The 15,631-nt window shown below is 65.5% G+C and carries 18 protein-coding genes, 1 other RNA gene and 2 riboswitches; of the genes, 13 read left to right on the top strand and 6 right to left on the bottom strand.

Annotated features, from left to right (window positions below; translation table 11 throughout):
• Positions 1 to 30 precede the first annotated feature (30 nt).
• From LQ952_RS09425 to LQ952_RS09405, 5 genes are all read right to left on the bottom strand, one after another.
• Positions 31 to 486: an EVE domain-containing protein gene (locus LQ952_RS09425; protein WP_238622409.1), complete on the bottom strand. Its 456-nt coding sequence runs from the start codon at positions 484 to 486 to the stop codon at positions 31 to 33.
• Between the two features lie 21 nt (positions 487 to 507).
• Positions 508 to 1,104 (bottom strand): 5-formyltetrahydrofolate cyclo-ligase, encoded by a 597-nt coding sequence (locus LQ952_RS09420; protein WP_238622408.1) that lies wholly within the window; start codon positions 1,102 to 1,104, stop codon positions 508 to 510.
• 14 nt (positions 1,105 to 1,118) lie between these two features.
• Positions 1,119 to 1,305: non-coding RNA, 6S RNA (ssrS, locus tag LQ952_RS09415), on the bottom strand.
• A gap of 46 nt (positions 1,306 to 1,351) precedes the next feature.
• Entirely contained in the window at positions 1,352 to 1,657 is a 306-nt protein-coding gene (locus LQ952_RS09410; RefSeq protein WP_238622407.1) for a cell division protein ZapA, read from the bottom strand.
• The gene (locus tag LQ952_RS09405) at positions 1,654 to 1,887 is read right to left on the bottom strand and encodes a TIGR02449 family protein (RefSeq protein WP_008931138.1); all 234 of its coding nucleotides are present in this window, start codon (positions 1,885 to 1,887) and stop codon (positions 1,654 to 1,656) included. Before LQ952_RS09405 ends, LQ952_RS09410 begins: the two co-directional genes overlap by 4 nt.
• 145 nt (positions 1,888 to 2,032) lie before the next feature.
• On the opposite strand from LQ952_RS09405, the gene LQ952_RS09400 reads away from it, so the two are divergent.
• The 13 genes from LQ952_RS09400 (at position 2,033) to LQ952_RS09340 (ending at position 15,066) form a co-directional block, all read left to right on the top strand.
• Positions 2,033 to 2,581, top strand: a complete 549-nt coding sequence (locus LQ952_RS09400; RefSeq protein WP_238622406.1) for a UPF0149 family protein — start codon at positions 2,033 to 2,035, stop codon at positions 2,579 to 2,581.
• A gap of 33 nt (positions 2,582 to 2,614) precedes the next feature.
• Positions 2,615 to 3,919, top strand: coding sequence for a Xaa-Pro aminopeptidase (gene pepP, locus LQ952_RS09395; RefSeq protein ID WP_238622405.1), 1,305 nt, complete (start codon positions 2,615 to 2,617; stop codon positions 3,917 to 3,919).
• A 37-nt stretch (positions 3,920 to 3,956) separates the two neighbouring features.
• Complete coding sequence (ubiH, locus tag LQ952_RS09390; protein WP_238622404.1) at positions 3,957 to 5,147, top strand: 2-octaprenyl-6-methoxyphenyl hydroxylase; 1,191 nt, start codon at positions 3,957 to 3,959, stop codon at positions 5,145 to 5,147.
• A 30-nt stretch (positions 5,148 to 5,177) separates the two neighbouring features.
• Entirely contained in the window at positions 5,178 to 6,386 is a 1,209-nt protein-coding gene (locus tag LQ952_RS09385; protein ID WP_238622403.1) for a UbiH/UbiF/VisC/COQ6 family ubiquinone biosynthesis hydroxylase, read from the top strand.
• A 61-nt stretch (positions 6,387 to 6,447) separates the two neighbouring features.
• Positions 6,448 to 7,053: a class I SAM-dependent methyltransferase gene (locus LQ952_RS09380; protein ID WP_238622402.1), complete on the top strand. Its 606-nt coding sequence runs from the start codon at positions 6,448 to 6,450 to the stop codon at positions 7,051 to 7,053.
• 117 nt (positions 7,054 to 7,170) lie between these two features.
• Positions 7,171 to 7,262: riboswitch (glycine riboswitch) on the top strand.
• Between the two features lies 1 nt (position 7,263).
• A riboswitch (glycine riboswitch) is annotated at positions 7,264 to 7,353 on the top strand.
• A gap of 55 nt (positions 7,354 to 7,408) precedes the next feature.
• Positions 7,409 to 8,512 (top strand): glycine cleavage system aminomethyltransferase GcvT, encoded by a 1,104-nt coding sequence (gcvT, locus tag LQ952_RS09375; RefSeq protein ID WP_238622401.1) that lies wholly within the window; start codon positions 7,409 to 7,411, stop codon positions 8,510 to 8,512.
• Positions 8,513 to 8,578: 66 nt separating this feature from the next.
• Complete coding sequence (gcvH, locus tag LQ952_RS09370) at positions 8,579 to 8,971, top strand: glycine cleavage system protein GcvH (protein WP_238622400.1); 393 nt, start codon at positions 8,579 to 8,581, stop codon at positions 8,969 to 8,971.
• Positions 8,972 to 9,017: 46 nt separating this feature from the next.
• A complete protein-coding gene (gcvPA, locus tag LQ952_RS09365; RefSeq protein WP_238622399.1) occupies positions 9,018 to 10,385 on the top strand; it encodes an aminomethyl-transferring glycine dehydrogenase subunit GcvPA in 1,368 nt (455 codons plus the stop codon).
• A 325-nt stretch (positions 10,386 to 10,710) separates the two neighbouring features.
• Entirely contained in the window at positions 10,711 to 11,211 is a 501-nt protein-coding gene (gene tpx, locus LQ952_RS09360) for a thiol peroxidase (RefSeq protein WP_238622398.1), read from the top strand.
• Positions 11,212 to 11,606: 395 nt separating this feature from the next.
• Complete coding sequence (gcvPB, locus tag LQ952_RS09355) at positions 11,607 to 13,067, top strand: aminomethyl-transferring glycine dehydrogenase subunit GcvPB (RefSeq protein ID WP_238622397.1); 1,461 nt, start codon at positions 11,607 to 11,609, stop codon at positions 13,065 to 13,067.
• Positions 13,067 to 13,426, top strand: a complete 360-nt coding sequence (locus LQ952_RS09350) for a diacylglycerol kinase (protein WP_238622396.1) — start codon at positions 13,067 to 13,069, stop codon at positions 13,424 to 13,426. The genes gcvPB and LQ952_RS09350 overlap by 1 nt, the downstream gene beginning before the upstream one ends.
• Before the next feature lie 124 nt (positions 13,427 to 13,550).
• On the top strand, positions 13,551 to 14,066 hold the full coding sequence (locus LQ952_RS09345; RefSeq protein ID WP_430733383.1) for a GlcG/HbpS family heme-binding protein: 516 nt from the start codon (positions 13,551 to 13,553) through the stop codon (positions 14,064 to 14,066).
• 172 nt (positions 14,067 to 14,238) lie between these two features.
• Positions 14,239 to 15,066, top strand: coding sequence for a UDP-2,3-diacylglucosamine diphosphatase (locus LQ952_RS09340; RefSeq protein WP_238622395.1), 828 nt, complete (start codon positions 14,239 to 14,241; stop codon positions 15,064 to 15,066).
• Positions 15,067 to 15,128: 62 nt separating this feature from the next.
• Here the strand turns inward: LQ952_RS09340 and LQ952_RS09335 are convergent.
• A partial coding sequence (locus LQ952_RS09335; RefSeq protein ID WP_238622394.1) for a zinc ABC transporter substrate-binding protein occupies positions 15,129 to 15,631 on the bottom strand: 503 nt, incomplete at its 5' end.

Raw genomic sequence — 15,631 nt, 5'->3', positions numbered from 1 at the left:
GGGAAAGCGGGTTATGAAAAGAACAGGATGTTAGTCCGCCATGGACAGAATGAATTCCCACTGCGCTTCGGTTACCGGCATGATGGAAAGCCGGTTGCCCCGCCTGACCAGGGGCATGTCGCTCAGGGCGGGGGCGGCCTTCAGGTCCGCCAGGGGAATGACTGCCCCGAATCTGCGTTCAAAGCCCACGTCCACTCGGTACCAACGGGGATCGTCCGGGGTGCTGCGGGGGTCATGGTAGGTGTGCTCCGGGTCCCAGGCGCTGGCGTCCGGATAGCCGCCCCGCACGATCCGCAGGATGCCGACGATGCCGGGGACCTTGCAGTTGGAATGATAGAAAAAGGCCAGGTCGCCTTCCTGCATCTCGTCCCGCATCATGTTGCGGGCCTGGTAGTTGCGTACCCCTTCCCAGGGTTCCACCCGCACCCGTTCCAGGTCGTCGATGCCGAAGACATCGGGTTCGGATTTCATCAGCCAGTAGGACATGGGTAATCCTTGTCTTTCATTTCAGGGTGGGTCCGGCAGGGTGATCAGGCCCTGCTCGGTCACCACCGCATGCAGGGGCACGTCCCAGGGTTCATGGGGCAGTGCCGCCACTTCCTGGAAAGCGTAGGCCATCCCCACCAGGTGGGGGCGGCGCCAGTGCCGGTGGCGGTTGAGGTGACGAAAGGTGGTGTCATAGAAACCGCCTCCCATGCCCAGCCGGTTTCCCCGGCGATCAAAGCCCACCAGGGGGGTGATGACCAGATCCAGATGAAGGGCCGGGAGACGGTGTCGGCGGCGAATGGGCGGCTCGGGAATGCCGAACCGATTGGGGATCAGGGGGGTATGGGCCTCCCAGGCCACGAACCAGAGCAGCCGGGGGTGCAGCGGCGCCAGTACCGGCAGATAGAGATCCTTGCCGGCGGCGCGGGCGGCAAGGACCAGCGGACCGGGATCGGCCTCGCCCCGGTCGGGCAGGTAGACGCCGATGCGCCGGGCGGCGCTGAACAGGGGGTGGTGGATCAGATGCCTGGCCATGGCGCGGGCGTTCATGGCCCGTGCGGCCGGGGAGAGCGCCAGACGCCGGGCGCGAAGCTGTCTGCGTAGGTCGGCGCGTGTCATGGAAGTGAAGAGGGCACACTCCGAGAGTGCCGTGGCGAGCTTTCGACCTTGAACCAATGGTTCAAGTGGGGGCCGACGCGATCTCTACAGGCTTTCCGCTACGGGGCGGACATGCACAACAAGACATCACAGAATGGCTCCCGGGGTAGTTGATTAGGCTCAAGGATAATACCCAGCCGCTCACGCACACCTCAGAGGTGCCCAAACCGTAAAACCTTTTTCATGGCCCCGCTGCCGGGACCGTACATCATGAATCCGTCTGTCGTTCGTGCTGCAGGGCGGCATCCACCCGGTCCTGCAGGGCGCGCATGCGCTGATCCAGGCCGGCGTTCTGCCGCTTCAGGGCCAGCAGCTCATGGGTGATGTTCAGGGCCGCCATCACGGCGATCCGGTCGCCACCCACGACCTTGCCGCCGTCGCGGATTTCCTTCATCCGGCGATCCAGCAGGCTGGCCGAGGCAATCAGTGCATTGCGCTCATCTTCAGGGCAGGCCACCCGGTACTCCTTGCCCAGGATCTGAACCGTGACCGGTTCAGAGCGGGGTTCCGTCATACCGCCTGCTCCATGGACTTCAATCGGTTGATCATCGACTCCACCTTCATGCGCGCCTGTTCACCCCGTTCCGAGAGCTGGGCCCGTTCCGCCAGCAGCAGTTCATTCTGCCGACGCAGCCTGAGGTTCTCGTCCCGCAGTAGTTCGCAGACCCGCAGCAATGCCTCAACCCGGGATTCCAGGTCTTTCAGGGCGGAATCCGCCGAGGCATTGTGAGCGGTGTATGTCATGGGCTCAATACTAGGACTCCGCTTCAGGGCCGTCAACAAGGATCGGTGGCGGCATGGTGCTGCGCCACCCCGGCTTGCTAGACTGCGTCCATGTATCAGTCCCCGGCCCCGGATGTTCGGCCATTACAACTGGAGAGCCCTGCCCATGATGCCCGATTATCAAGCCTTAGAGGATGCCCTGCGGGGGGCGGGTGCCGCGGCCGATGCCGCCGAGGTGCATGGCACGCTCTGCGGCATGCTCAGCGCCAATCTGGGGTCCGGCGAGATGCGCTGGTTGCAGGAGATCTTCCCCAAGGCCGGCGAGACGCCGCCGCCGGAAGGCGAGGCCCGGCGCCTGCTGGACGAGGTGTTTGCCGAAACCCGCACCCAGCTGGCCGATTCCCTGCTCAGTTTCCAGATGCTGCTGCCGGATGAGGACGATGCCCTGACCACACGCGTGGATGCCCTGGGACACTGGTGCCAGGGGTTTCTCTACGGCCTGGCGGTGGCCGGCGTGACCGACCCGGCCAGGCTGCCCGCCGATTCGGCGGAAATCCTCAAGGACTTTTCCGATATTGCCGGTGCCGGCTTCGAGGTAGATGACGACGAAGCCAGCGAGACCGCCTATGTGGAGATCATGGAATACGTGCGGGTGGGGGTGCTGCTGGTGAGTGAGGAACTGCAGCCCCTCAAGGGACCCTCTCGCCTGCAGTGACCCCCGTCGATGACCCGGAACCAAGCTACCGCCATGAAAGAATTCGCCCGCCGCCGCCGCCAGCTCATGCGTGCCATGGGGGAGGGCGGCATCGCCGTCATCTCCGCCGCGCCGGTGCGGGTGCGCAACCATGACGTGGAATACCCTTACCGTCAGGACAGCGATTTTCTCTATCTCACCGGGTTTACCGAGCCGGAGGCGGTGGCGGTACTGGTGCCCGGCCGGCCCCAGGGAGAATACATCCTGTTCTGCCGGGAACGGGACCAGGAAAAGGAGACCTGGCATGGCCGTCGGGCCGGTCAGGAGGGGGCGGTGGAACGCTTCGGTGCCGACGATTCCTTTCCCATCGGCGATATCGCCGAGATCCTGCCCGGCCTGCTGGAGAATCGGGAACGGGTCTATACCAGCCTGGGTCGCCATCCGGAATTCGACCGCAAGTTGATCGACTGGGTCAACGGCATTCGTGAGCGGGCCCGCAGCGGCGTCCATCCGCCCCATGAGTTCGTGGCCCTGGAATACCTGCTCCATGACATGCGTCTGTTCAAGTCGGCCACCGAACTCAAGGCCATGAAGGCCGCCGCCGAGGTCACCGGTCGTGCCCACCAGCGCGCCATGGCCGCTTGCCGGCCTGGGCTGTGGGAGTATCAGCTGGAAGCGGAGCTGCTGTACGAGTTCCGCCGGGCGGGGACCGAGCCTGCCTACGCCTCCATCGTGGGCGGCGGCGCCAACGGCTGTATCCTCCACTACACCGAGAACAACGAGCGGCTCAGGGACGGCGATCTGGTCCTGATCGATGCCGGCTGTGAATACCAGGGCTATGCGGCGGACATCACCCGCACCTTTCCGGTGAACGGGCGCTTTACCGAACCTCAGCGTCAGGTCTATGAAGTGGTGCTGGAGGCCCAGGCGGCGGCCATCGCCCAGGTGGTCCCCGGCAATCACTGGGATGATCCCCATGCAGCGGCGGTCAAGGTGCTCACCAAGGGGCTGGTGCATCTGGGGCTGCTCAAGGGGCGGCCTTCCCGACTGATCAAGGACGGGGCCTATCGCCGCTTCTACATGCACCGCACCGGTCACTGGCTGGGGCTGGACGTGCATGACGTGGGGGACTACAAGGTGGGCGAGGCCTGGCGCCTGCTGGAGCCGGGCATGGTGATGACCATCGAGCCGGGCCTGTACCTGCCGGCCGCGGAGAAGGGTGTGCCCAAGCCGTTCCGGAACATCGGTGTCCGTATCGAGGATGACGTGGCGGTGACCCGTACCGGGCATCAGGTCCTCACCGAGGACTGCCCCAAGGGCGTCGACGAGGTCCAGGCCCTGGTGGGGTCCGGCAACTGAAACAATCCGAAGCCGGGATCGGCATGCAGAGGACACGGTGCAGAACAGCGACTTCGATATCCTGATCGCCGGCGGCGGCATGGTGGGCGCCACCCTGGGGCTGGGCCTGGCGGACAGCGGTTACCGGGTGGGCATCATCGAGGCGCAGCCGCCCGGTGTCCCCGGACAGCCCAGTTATGACGAGCGTGCCACGGCCCTGTCCTGGAGTTCCCGGTGCATCCTGGAGCGCCTGGGGCTGTGGGCGGAACTGGCGCCCCATGCCGCGCCGATCGGTCATATTCATGTCTCCCAGATGGGGTATTTCGGCAGCGTGCGCCTGGACCATCGGGAAGAGGGTGTGGAGGCGCTGGGGTATGTGATCGTCAACCGGGTGCTGGGGCAGGTCCTGCAGACGGCCCTGGCCGCGGCGCCGGTCACCCTGATGACGCCGGCACGGGTGACCGGGTACACCAGCCATGATGATCATCTGGCGGTACAGGTGAGTCTGGACCAGGTTGCCACGCCGATACGAACCCGTCTGCTGGTGGGGGCGGACGGCACCCGCTCCGTGGTCCGCAATCTGGCCGGCATCGACATCCATGAAAGTGACTATGGTCAGGCGGGCATCATCGCCAATCTTTCCACCGAACTGGACCATCAGGGAAAGGCTTTTGAGCGTTTCACCGACGAAGGACCGGTGGCCCTGCTGCCCCTGAGTCCCGCCGAGGACGGCAGTCCCCGCTGTGCCCTGGTCTGGGTCCGTCCGGCGCATCGGCTCGACGAGACGTTGGCCTGGGACGACGGTCATTTTCTGCAGGTCCTTCAGGACCGTTTCGGTCATCGCCTCGGACGCCTGCGTCGGGTGGGGGCGCGGGTCGCCTATCCCCTGACCCGGGTGCGTGCCGTCCGGGATACGGATGCCCGGCTGGTGTTGGTGGGCAATGCCTCCCACACCATTCATCCGGTGGCCGGCCAGGGTTTCAACCTGGCGCTGCGGGATGTGGATACCCTGGCGGATCTGCTGTGCCGGGCCGGGCGGGAGGCCTCGGATCCCGGTGATGCGGGACTGCTGCAGTGCTATGCCGACCGGCGTCGGCCGGACCTGGACCGGGTGACGGGGGTGACCGACGCCCTGGCCCGGCTTTTTACCACCCCGGGGCTGGGGCACCTTCGGGGGGCGGCCCTGGCGGCCCTGAATCTGTGCGGTCCGTTGCGTCATGGGGTGGCGCGGGCGGGGATGGGATTGTAGATGCTCGGAACCCATGAACAAGGAGCCTCCATGTCGGCAACCTCCTGTGACGTCCTCATCGCCGGCGGCGGCATGGTGGGGGCTGCCCTGGCCCTGAGCCTGGCCCGCGGCGGTCTTGCCGTGGCCCTGGTGGAGTTGCACCCTCCGGCCGTTTTCGCGGCGCCGGACGGCGAGCATGACCTGCGGGTGTCCGCCATCAATCGTGCCTCCCAGCGCCTGTTCCAGGCACTGGGGGTCTGGGAGGGGATGCGGGCCATGCGGGTCAGCCCCTATCAGGCCATGGAGGTCTGGGATGCGGGCGGCAACGGACATATCCGTTTCGAGGCCCGGGAACTGGGGGAGCCGGATCTGGGACATATCATCGAGAACCGGGTGGTCCAGCGCGCACTCTGGGATGCCCTCGAGGCCGAACCCGGGGTGACCCGGTTCTGTCCGGATGCCGTGACCCATCTGGACATCAGTGCCCGTGAGGCCCGGGTGACGCTGGAGAGCGGGGTCCGGATCACGGCATCGCTGGTGGTGGGGGCCGATGGTGCCCGATCCCGCATCCGCGAGATGGCCGGGATCGGTCTGGACAGCCGGCGCTATGACCAGCAGGCCCTGGTGGCTACGGTGCGTACCGCCTTGCCCCATCGGGAGACCGCCCGGCAGCGTTTCCTGCCCACCGGACCGCTGGCCTTCCTGCCCCTGGCGGATGGCCGCTGCTCCGTCGTCTGGTCGGCCGATGACGAGCGGGCCGAGCAGTTGCGAGACCTGGATGACGCCGCCTTCCGCGAGGCCCTGGCGGAGGGTCTGGACCATCGTCTGGGAGCGGTGCTGGAGAGCGGTCAGCGGGCGGCTTTTCCGCTGCGAGGCTCCCAGGCCCGTCACTATGTGCGTCCTCGGCTGGCACTGGTGGGGGATGCGGCCCACACCATTCATCCCCTGGCCGGACAGGGGGTGAACCTGGGATTCCAGGATGCCCGGACCCTGGTCGAGGTGCTGCTGCACGGGGGAACGGGGGATCCGGGTGAACTCCGCTTGCTACGTCGTTACGAGCGTGCCCGGCGGGGAGATAATGTCGTCATGATGCGGGCCATGGAGCTGTTCCGCTACGGCTTCGGCAGCGCGCTGCCGCCGCTGGCCCTGGGGCGGAATCTGGGGCTGAGGCTGGCGGATCGCGCCGGACCGATCAAGAAGACCCTGGCTAGACGCGCCCTTGGGCTGGATTCACCCCGCCCGCCTTGTCGGCCGGGTTAGACTACGTGGGTCCGATGCACGAGCATCCGTCTTTCCGTTTCAACTTCAGGGGCGTGCTGCCATGAGAGAATTCTGGGATAACCGCTATTCGGGAACGGAGTATGTCTATGGCACCGCGCCCAATGCCTATCTGCTGGCCCACCACCCCCTGTACAAGCCGGGCCAGAACGTGCTGGCGGTGGGGGATGGGGAAGGGCGTAACGGGGTCTGGCTGGCCACCCGGGGGCTGTCGGTGACGGCGGTGGATTTTTCCCAGCAGGCCCTGGCCAAGGCCCAGGCCCTGGCGCAGCACCAGGGGGTGATCCTGGAGACGGTCTGGGCGGATCTGGTGGGCTGGCAATGGCCCAAGGATCATTACGACCACATCATTTCCATCTACCTGCACCTGCCGCCCACCCAGCGGCGTCAGGTGCACCGGGCCATGCTGGAGGCCCTCAAACCCGGTGGCCTGTTGCTGGTGGAGGCGTTTCACCCGGAGCAGATGGACTATCACAGCGGCGGTCCCCGGGATCCGGGCATGCTCTACAACGGCGTGATGCTGAGGGAGGATTTTGTCGGTGGCGAGTTCATGGAGTTGGCGGAACTGGCCGTCGAACTAGACGAGGGGCCGGGGCACCGGGGGCGGGCGGCGGTGACCCGCGCCCTGATCCGGCGGCCGGAGGTCTGACCGCCCCTCATCCCCGGCGGGGAGAGGGGGTGAGGTGATAGGAACAGAAAAGGCAGTTCCGGTTCCGGCACGCCTGGGGTATAGTTCACCCCTTGATAGGGCTGCCCCTGGGGCAGCCTCGGCAGCGTGGGAGAGACCTCCCTCACCGGAGGCGCCGAAGGCGCAACTTCCGCCCGGAAACGCTCAGGCAAAAGGACCGCGCTGCCCGATATCGACTCTGGAGAGTGGTCCGACAGACCCACCGAAGGGGATAACCCACCACGGGTTTAATCTCTCAGGTTTCAGGACAGAGGGGCGGCCGATACCTGCGGGAAGGTTATCGGCTGCCCCTTTTTCATTGAAACCGGAGTCGAACATGACATTACGCCGCACCACATTGCATGCCACCCACGAGGCCGCCGGTGCCCGCATGGTGGATTTTGCCGGCTGGTCCATGCCCGTTCACTACGGTTCCCAGATCGACGAGCACCACGCCGTGCGTCGCCAGGCCGGCATGTTCGACGTCTCCCACATGACCGTGGTCGACGTGGACGGCCCCGGTGCCCGCGACTACCTGCGTCACCTGCTGGCCAATGACGTGGACAAGCTCAAGGCCCCCGGGCGCGCCCTCTACAGCTGCATGCTCAACCAGGAAGGGGGCGTGCTGGACGACCTCATCACCTATCGTCGCGCCGACGGCTACCGGGTCGTGGTCAATGCCGCCACCCGGGACAAGGACCTGGCCTGGATGCGCGATGTGGCCTCAAGGCTGACCGGCACGGCCCCGGTGGAGATCCGTGAACGGGACGATCTGGACATGATCGCCGTTCAGGGTCCCGCGGCCCGCGATCTGTGCCTGCCCCTGCTGCCCGAGTCCCTGCGGGAGTCTGCCCGGGCTCTGACCCCCTTTACTGCGACGGAAGACGGTGACTGGTTCGTGGCCCGGACCGGCTACACCGGCGAGGACGGCTTCGAGGTCATCCTGCCCGTCACCGCCACCCCAGGCTTCTGGCAGGCCCTGGCTGCGGCCGGCGTGCGTCCCATCGGTCTGGGCGCCCGGGATACCCTGCGTCTGGAAGCCGGCATGAACCTCTACGGCACCGACATGGACGAGCAGATCAGCCCCCTGGAGTCCGGCCTGGGCTGGACCGTGGCCTGGGCGCCCGCCGACCGGGATTTCATCGGCCGTCAGGCCCTGGAACGACAGCAGTCCGACGGCGTGCAGCAGTGCCTGGTGGGGCTGGTGCTGGAGGGGCGGGGTGTCCTGCGCGGTCACATGAGCATCACCGCCGGCGAGGCGGGGCAGGGCGAGACCACCAGCGGCAGCTTTTCCCCCACCCTGGGCGTGTCCATCGCCCTGGCCCGAATCCCGGCGGCTGCCGGTGAGCGGGTGACGGTGGAGATCCGCGGCAAGCAGGTCCCGGCGAAGGTGGTCAAGCCGCCGTTCGTACGCCATGGCAAGGCCCTGGTCGATCTCTAAACACCGACGTTCCGTCGAACCCGAACCCATTTTCCCGATACCCCGAACCCTTCATCAGGAGTCCCCATGAGCAACGTCCCCGCAGAACTCAGATACGCCGCGTCCCACGAGTGGGTCCGCAAGGAGGCCGACGGCACCCTCACCATCGGCATCTCCGACCATGCCCAGGAACTGCTGGGTGACCTGGTGTTCGTGGAAACCCCGGAAGTGGGTGCCCATCTGGATGCCGGTGGTGCCTGCGCCGTGGTGGAATCCGTCAAGGCCGCTTCCGATGTCTACGCCCCCGTCGCCGGCGATGTGGTGGCCGTCAATGAACAACTTGCCGACAGCCCCGAACTGGTCAACGGCGATGCCTATGGCGAGGGCTGGATCTTCCGTATCAAGCCCACCGACGCCGCTGCCGTGGAGGCCCTCATGGATGCCGATGCCTACGCTGCCCATCTGGAAGCGGAAAGCTGATCCAGGTCTCCCTGATCCCCCCACCCAGACAAGCAGCGGAATCACCATGCCCTTCATTCCCCACACCGACACCGACGTGCGCGAGATGCTGGCGGCCATCGGTGCCGATAGCATCGAGACACTGTTCGACGAGATCCCCGCCGCCCTGCGGGTGGACGGACTCAACGCCATCCCGCGGGCCATCGGCGAGATGGAGATCACCCGGCTCATGGAGGAACGGGCCGCCCAGGACGTCATGGGCCTGAACTTCATCGGTGCCGGTGCCTATGAACACCACATCCCGGCGGCGGTCTGGCAGATTGCCACCCGGGGCGAGTTCTACAGTGCCTACACCCCCTACCAGGCCGAGGCCAGTCAGGGCACCCTGCAGGTGATCTACGAATATCAGTCCATGATGGCCGGTCTGACGGGGCTGCCCATTTCCAACTCCTCCCTGTATGACGGTGCCTCTGCCCTGTCCGAGGCGGTGCTCATGGCCGTGCGCGCCAACCGGCGTTCGAAGAGCCACCGGGTGCTCATGCCTCTGACGGTGCATCCGGCCTACCGCAGCGTGACCCGCGGCATCGTGGCCAGCCAGGGGATCGAGATCGTGGATGTCCCGTTCGATCCGGCCACCGGTCGGGTCGATCCGGCCGTCCTTGAGACCTTTGCCGGTGAGGATATCACCGCCCTGGTGATCCCTCAGCCCAACTTCTTCGGTGTGCTGGAGGAGGTGGACGCCCTGACCGACTGGGCCCATGCCAACGGCGCCCAGGCCATCGGTGTGGTCAATCCCGTCAGCCTGGCCCTGCTCACCCCGCCGGGGCAGTGGGGGCGGCAGGGTGTGGACATGGTGGTGGGGGATGGCCAGCCCCTGGGGGCCCCCCTGTCTTCCGGTGGCCCGTACTTCGGCTTTTTGTGCTGTCGCAAGGAACATGTGCGCCAGATGCCTGGGCGCATCGTCGGCCGCACCGTGGATGCGGACGGTCGTCCCGGTTTCGTGCTCACCCTGCAGGCTCGGGAACAGCATATCCGCCGTTCCAAGGCCACCTCCAACATCTGCACCAATCAGGGGCTGGTGGTGACCGCCGCCACTATCCACATGGCCCTGCTGGGGCCGGAAGGTCTGGAACGGGTGGCCGGGGCCTGCGTCGAGGGCTGTGGGTCACTGGTGGCGCGGCTCAAGGAGCGGGGCTTCGAGGTCCTGTTCTCCGACGAGCGCTTCCACGAGTTCGTGTTGCGGGTGGGCGTGGATGGCGAAGCCCTGCTGGAGCGCATGGCGGCGGCAGGGGTACTCGGTGGTCATGCCCTGGGGCCTGACCACCCCGACCTGTCCGACGCCATCCTGGTCTGCGTCACGGAGACCAAGACCGCGGCGGACCTGGATCGCTACGTGGCCGTACTGGAACAGGCGCGGGCGGACTTGGCGGACTGATTCGGCATCGGCCCGGCTTTAACGATATGTCCATGTGGGACAGCTACACTCTGGTTGGGAAATTACGGTGCCTGGTTGGGCAGCTACACCCTGGATGTTCTGAATCAGTCATTCCCGCGCAGGCGGGAATCCAGTGACAAACGGAGAACCCTGGATTCCCGCTTTCGCGGGAGTGACGGCCAAAGGGGGTTTCGCGGAAGTGACGACTAAGGGGGCTTTGCGGGAGTGACGTAGTAGTAGACAGGAGTGGCACAATGAGGGGGCCTGATCAGTATTTCCCTTTGTTCTTCAGCTCTCTGACCAACCAGCACGAGGAGTCAAAGCGATGACCCGGATTACCTTGCAAGGCAACCCCATCAACACCTGCGGCGATCTGCCCAAGGTGGGCAGTGCCGCCCCCGCGTTCACCCTGGTGGACAAGGAGCTCAACGACGTCAATCTGAGCGACTTCAGCGGCAGGAAGAAGATCCTCTATGTCACTCCCAGCCTGGATACCGGGCTTTGCGCCCTGTCCACCAAGAAATTCAACGATTGGGTGGGCGATCGGGATGACGTGGTGGTACTGGTGGTCTCTGCGGACCTGCCCTTTGCCCAGGGCCGTTTCTGTGGCGCCGAGAATGTGGACAAGGTGAAGACCCTGTCCATGATGCGGTCCCGCAACTTCGCCAAGGACTACGGCGTACTGATCGTGGACGGCCCTCTGGCGGGCATCACCGCCCGTGCCGTGCTGGTGCTGGATGCCCACGACCATGTGGTCTATACCGAGCTGGTGCCCGAGATCGCCCAGGAGCCGGATTACGACGCGGCCTACGCGGCGCTGGGCTGATTTTGTCCTGAGCCGGTCATTCCCGCGCAGGCGGAAATCCAGTGGCAAACGGAGAACCCTGGACTCCCGCTTTCGCGGGAGTGACGGCCAAGGAGGCTTTGCGGGGGTGACGGCTAAAGGGGCTTTGCGGGAGTGACGGCCAAGGGGGCTTTCGCGGGAGTGACGGCTAAGGCGACCTTCGCGGCGGTGACTCGCATCCGCCCCCGTCATTCCCGCGCAAGCGGGAATCCAGTTGTGGGATGAAACCCCTGGACTCCCGCTACGGCAATAGGCTTTTTCAGAACTTCCCTCGGGGGAGGGGCTGTCGGTGTGCACCCTTTAGACGGGTCCGGCGGCAGTTTTTTCCCGCGGCGAGGGATTTTGAACCAATACCGAATTTTTTCAGGAGCCAGGCAATGCTGATTTTTGAACGTTCCCGTCCCGGTCGCCGGACCCCCAGCCAGGCCCCGGCCAGCCGTGCGGATGTCGCCGCGCTGCCCGAGCGTTTTCGGCGTCGTCGCTCGGCGCCGTTGCCGGAGGTGTCCGAACTGGACGTGGTGCGTCACTACACCCGCCTGTCCCAGAAAAACTTCTCCATCGACACCCATTTCTATCCCCTGGGTTCGTGCACCATGAAGTACAACCCCAGAGTCTGTAACAGCCTGGCCATGCTGCCCGGCTTCCTGCGCCGCCATCCCTATGCGCCTGAGTCGGTGAGCCAGGGCTTTTTGTCCTGCATGTTCGAACTGCAGGAGATGCTCAAGGATGTCACCGGCATGCGGGCCGTGTCCCTCACCCCCATGGCCGGGGCCCAGGGCGAGTTCGCCGGGGTGGCCATGATCCATGCCTATCACAAGGCCCGGGGAGACGAAGGCCGTACCGAGATCCTGGTGCCCGATGCCGCCCACGGCACCAACCCGGCCACCGCCACCATGTGCGGTTATGCCGTGCGCGAGATCCCCACCGACGATTCCGGTGACGTGGACATGGAGGCCCTCAAGGCCGCCGTGGGACCCGCCACCGCGGGGATCATGCTCACCAATCCGTCCACCCTGGGGGTGTTCGAGCGCCGCATCCACGAGATCGCCAAGGTGGTCCATGACGCCGGCGGCCTGTTGTACTACGACGGCGCCAACCTGAACGCCATTCTGGGCAAGGTGCGCCCCGGCGACATGGGCTTCGACGTCATCCACATGAACCTGCACAAGACCTTCTCCACCCCCCATGGGGGCGGTGGTCCCGGGGCCGGTGCCGTGGGCGTGAGCGAGCGGCTCAAGCCCTTCCTCCCCATCCCGGTGGTGGGCCGGGATGGGGATCGCTATCGCTGGCTCACGGAGCGGGACCTGCCCCAGAGCATCGGCCGCCTGTCCGCCTTTGCCGGCAATGCCGGGGTACTGCTGCGGGCCTACGTCTACATGCGTCTGCTGGGTCGGGAAGGCATGCCCAAGGTGGCGGACTACTCCACCCTGAACGCCAACTACGTGATGGCCCGCCTGCGGGCACTGGGCTATGACCTGGCCTTCCCGCAGCGCCGCGCCACCCACGAGTTCATCGTCACCCTGCGCCGTCAGGCCAAGGCGCAGGGTGTGACCGCCATGGATGTGGCCAAGCGTCTGCTGGACTACGGCTTCCATGCGCCTACCACCTATTTCCCCCTGTTGGTGCCCGAATGCCTGCTGATCGAGCCTACCGAGACCGAAAGCAAGGAGACCCTGGACACCTTCGTGGAGGCCATGGCGAAGATCCTGGAAGAGGCGGCAGCCGAGCCCGAGAAGGTGAAGGGTGCCCCCTACACCCAGCCTAACCGGCGCTTCGATGAGGTGCGCGCCGCCAAGGCATTGGATGTGGCTTGGTTTCCTGAGGTCGAGACCGACTGATGGCCTACAGTGGTAACCGGGGTCTGACCCGGATCATCAAGGCGGCGGGGTATTCCTGGCAGGGGTTGAGAAGCACCTTCCGTCATGAGGCCGCCTTCCGCCAGGAACTGTTGGCGATGATTGTCCTGGTGCCCCTGGCCTTGTGGCTGGGGTCGGACGGGGTGGAACGGGCCCTGCTGATCGGCAGCCTGTTCCTGATCCTCATCGTGGAGTTGTTGAACTCCGGGATCGAGGCGGCCATTGATCGCATCGGCCAGGAATTCCATGACCTCTCGGCCCGGGCCAAGGACATGGGCTCGGCGGCGGTGCTGCTGTCCATCCTCCATGCCGTGGCGGTGTGGGCGCTGGTGCTGATGTAACTCCCCAGGACGGTTCTGCTGCGGCATTTTCGTCTGTTCAGGGCTACACTCAAGGACATCACAACAAGGGGCCGGCATCCGATCGGCCCCATCGGTCCGTACCACCACCCTGGAGTGAAAGCCGATGCCGATGAAACTGCCCGCCACCCTGGCTGCCGGTGCCCTGACCCTCTGCCTGGCCGCCGTCCCCATCCAGGCCGACGAAGCCCCGGTGACCATGAACATCAAGGTCATGACCCTGGATACGGCCTCCCGCCTGGCCTGGGCCACCCTGGAGGCTTGCCGCGAGGCCGGCGTCAACGTGGCGGTCACGGTGGTGGACCGGGGCGGCAATACCCAGGTGGTCCTGCGGGATACCCTGGCGGTGGACCTGACCCTGGCGATCAGCCGCCAGAAGGCCTATACCGCCATGTCCTTCAATGGCCCTCTGTCCGAGATGGAAGACCGCTTCACCAAACCCTTTCAGGTGGGCAAGGTGGATGGCGTGGTCTTTTCCGCCGGCGGATTGCCGATCCATGCAGCGGGCCGGATCATCGGCGGCATCGGTGTGAGCGGCGCCCCTTCCGGTGAGACGGACGAGATGTGCGCCCGCCAGGGGCTGGATGAAATCCGGATGGATCTGGAGATGGTTCAGCCCTGAGCGACTGGTCGATAGTTGCGGATAGCCGATTTCCCTTACCTTCCTGTTACCAGGCTTTGCCTGGTAACGCCTGCCGTTCAGGTATTGCCACGTTTCCTTCACGGTGCCGTGATCTCCCCGTCATCCGGCTGGTTCACCCTGTCCCCTATTCCGAACCGGGGACAGCACCGCCATGGCCACCATCGAATGCCGCAGCATCTTCATTTCCGATGTTCATCTGGGTACCCGGGAATGCCGTGCCGAATACCTGCTGGATTTTCTGGAATCCTCCCAATGCGATCATCTTTACCTGGTCGGTGATATCTTCGATCTGTGGAGCATGCGCCGTCGTGTGTACTGGAGCGCCGAGCACAGTGCCGTGATCCAGGTGATCCTGGACAAGGCACAGTCGGGCACCCGGGTGATCTATATCCCTGGTAACCACGATGGTGCCCTGCGTGTCTTTGCCGGAACGGAATTCCAGGGCGTCAAGGTGCGTCTGGACGCAGAGCATCTGACCGCCGACGGTCGCCGCTTCCTCGTCAGCCACGGTGATGAGTTCGATGCCCTGGTCAAGCACAATCGATTGGTCAAGGCCTTGGGGGATGGGGCCTATCAGGCGCTGCTGCGGCTGAACCGGCATTACAACCGCTGGCGGGGTTATATGGGCCACCCCTACTGGTCCCTGTCCGCCCATGTGAAGGGGCGGGTGACCAAGGCTCGGCGCTACATGCGCCGCTTCGAGGAGGCCGCGGCCCGGGAGGCCGTGCGCCGTGACTACGACGGCTATATCTGCGGCCATATTCACAAGGCCGGTATCGAGTCCATCCAAGGGGTGCTTTACTGCAACGACGGTGACTGGGTGGAGCACTGCACCGCCCTGACCGAGGATTTTCAGGGCAATCTGCACCTGCTGCACTGGTCGGATCACACCCGGACCGAGGTCATCCAACCGGTGCCGGTCACGGCTGCTGCAGCGGATCTGCCGCTGGCGGCCCGGATCGGTGTCTCCATCTCTTGATGATCAGGCCAGGTTGAACCGCGCCCCTGCATGTTCCCGGCAGGGGCGCGCAGGTCGTGTCCCTACCTTTCAGTCAGACAGCTCACCAGGCTCTGCCCCAGGTTCTCCAGCAGGCGGTAATAGCTTTCCACGCCCGCCGGCAGTTCCGCCCCCAGCGGGTCCAGCACGCCGGTGCGTGCCCCGGTGCCGTCGATCAGGGTCTCCACGATGGCGGGCCGGAATTGGGGTTCGCTGAACACGCAGATGGCATCGGTCTCCTGAATCCGCTGACGGATCTCCTGGACCCGGCGGGCACCCGCAGGGCGAGACGGATCCACCGTCACCGAGCCCGCCGGGGTCAGGCCGTAGTGTCTTTCGAAGTATTGATAGGCATCGTGAAAGACGATGAAGGGATGCCCCCGAACGGGCGTCAGACGGGCTTGAAGTTCCGCATCCAGTGCCCCAAGGCGGGCCAGGATGCGGTCCCGATTTTCTTCATAGCGGACGGCGTGGTCGGGATCCTCGTCCGCCAGCACCCCGGCCACGTGGCGCACGATGCGGGTCGCGTTCTCGGGGGAGAGCCAGA

Origin of the sequence: Ectothiorhodospira lacustris, assembly GCF_022227785.1 — a bacterium.
Classification (GTDB): Bacteria; Pseudomonadota; Gammaproteobacteria; order Ectothiorhodospirales; family Ectothiorhodospiraceae; genus Ectothiorhodospira; species Ectothiorhodospira lacustris.
The sequence above is the reverse complement of the archived record's forward strand: the minus strand, read 5'-3'. Positions and strand labels throughout refer to the sequence as shown.

Excerpts from the sequence above, each read along its gene's own strand:
- gcvPA (WP_238622399.1), top strand. The coding sequence starts at position 9,018 with ATGCCCTTCATTCCCCACACCGACACCGACGTGCGCGAGATGCTGGCG.
- tpx (WP_238622398.1), top strand. The coding sequence starts at position 10,711 with ATGACCCGGATTACCTTGCAAGGCAACCCCATCAACACCTGCGGCGAT.
- LQ952_RS09380 (WP_238622402.1), top strand. The coding sequence starts at position 6,448 with ATGAGAGAATTCTGGGATAACCGCTATTCGGGAACGGAGTATGTCTAT.
- gcvT (WP_238622401.1), top strand. The coding sequence starts at position 7,409 with ATGACATTACGCCGCACCACATTGCATGCCACCCACGAGGCCGCCGGT.
- gcvH (WP_238622400.1), top strand. The coding sequence starts at position 8,579 with ATGAGCAACGTCCCCGCAGAACTCAGATACGCCGCGTCCCACGAGTGG.
- LQ952_RS09385 (WP_238622403.1), top strand. The coding sequence starts at position 5,178 with ATGTCGGCAACCTCCTGTGACGTCCTCATCGCCGGCGGCGGCATGGTG.
- LQ952_RS09420 (WP_238622408.1), bottom strand. The coding sequence starts at position 1,104 with ATGACACGCGCCGACCTACGCAGACAGCTTCGCGCCCGGCGTCTGGCG.
- LQ952_RS09345 (WP_430733383.1), top strand. The coding sequence starts at position 13,551 with ATGCCGATGAAACTGCCCGCCACCCTGGCTGCCGGTGCCCTGACCCTC.
- LQ952_RS09400 (WP_238622406.1), top strand. The coding sequence starts at position 2,033 with ATGATGCCCGATTATCAAGCCTTAGAGGATGCCCTGCGGGGGGCGGGT.
- LQ952_RS09340 (WP_238622395.1), top strand. The coding sequence starts at position 14,239 with ATGGCCACCATCGAATGCCGCAGCATCTTCATTTCCGATGTTCATCTG.
- pepP (WP_238622405.1), top strand. The coding sequence starts at position 2,615 with ATGAAAGAATTCGCCCGCCGCCGCCGCCAGCTCATGCGTGCCATGGGG.
- LQ952_RS09350 (WP_238622396.1), top strand. The coding sequence starts at position 13,067 with ATGGCCTACAGTGGTAACCGGGGTCTGACCCGGATCATCAAGGCGGCG.
- LQ952_RS09425 (WP_238622409.1), bottom strand. The coding sequence starts at position 486 with ATGTCCTACTGGCTGATGAAATCCGAACCCGATGTCTTCGGCATCGAC.
- LQ952_RS09410 (WP_238622407.1), bottom strand. The coding sequence starts at position 1,657 with ATGACGGAACCCCGCTCTGAACCGGTCACGGTTCAGATCCTGGGCAAG.
- LQ952_RS09405 (WP_008931138.1), bottom strand. The coding sequence starts at position 1,887 with ATGACATACACCGCTCACAATGCCTCGGCGGATTCCGCCCTGAAAGAC.
- gcvPB (WP_238622397.1), top strand. The coding sequence starts at position 11,607 with ATGCTGATTTTTGAACGTTCCCGTCCCGGTCGCCGGACCCCCAGCCAG.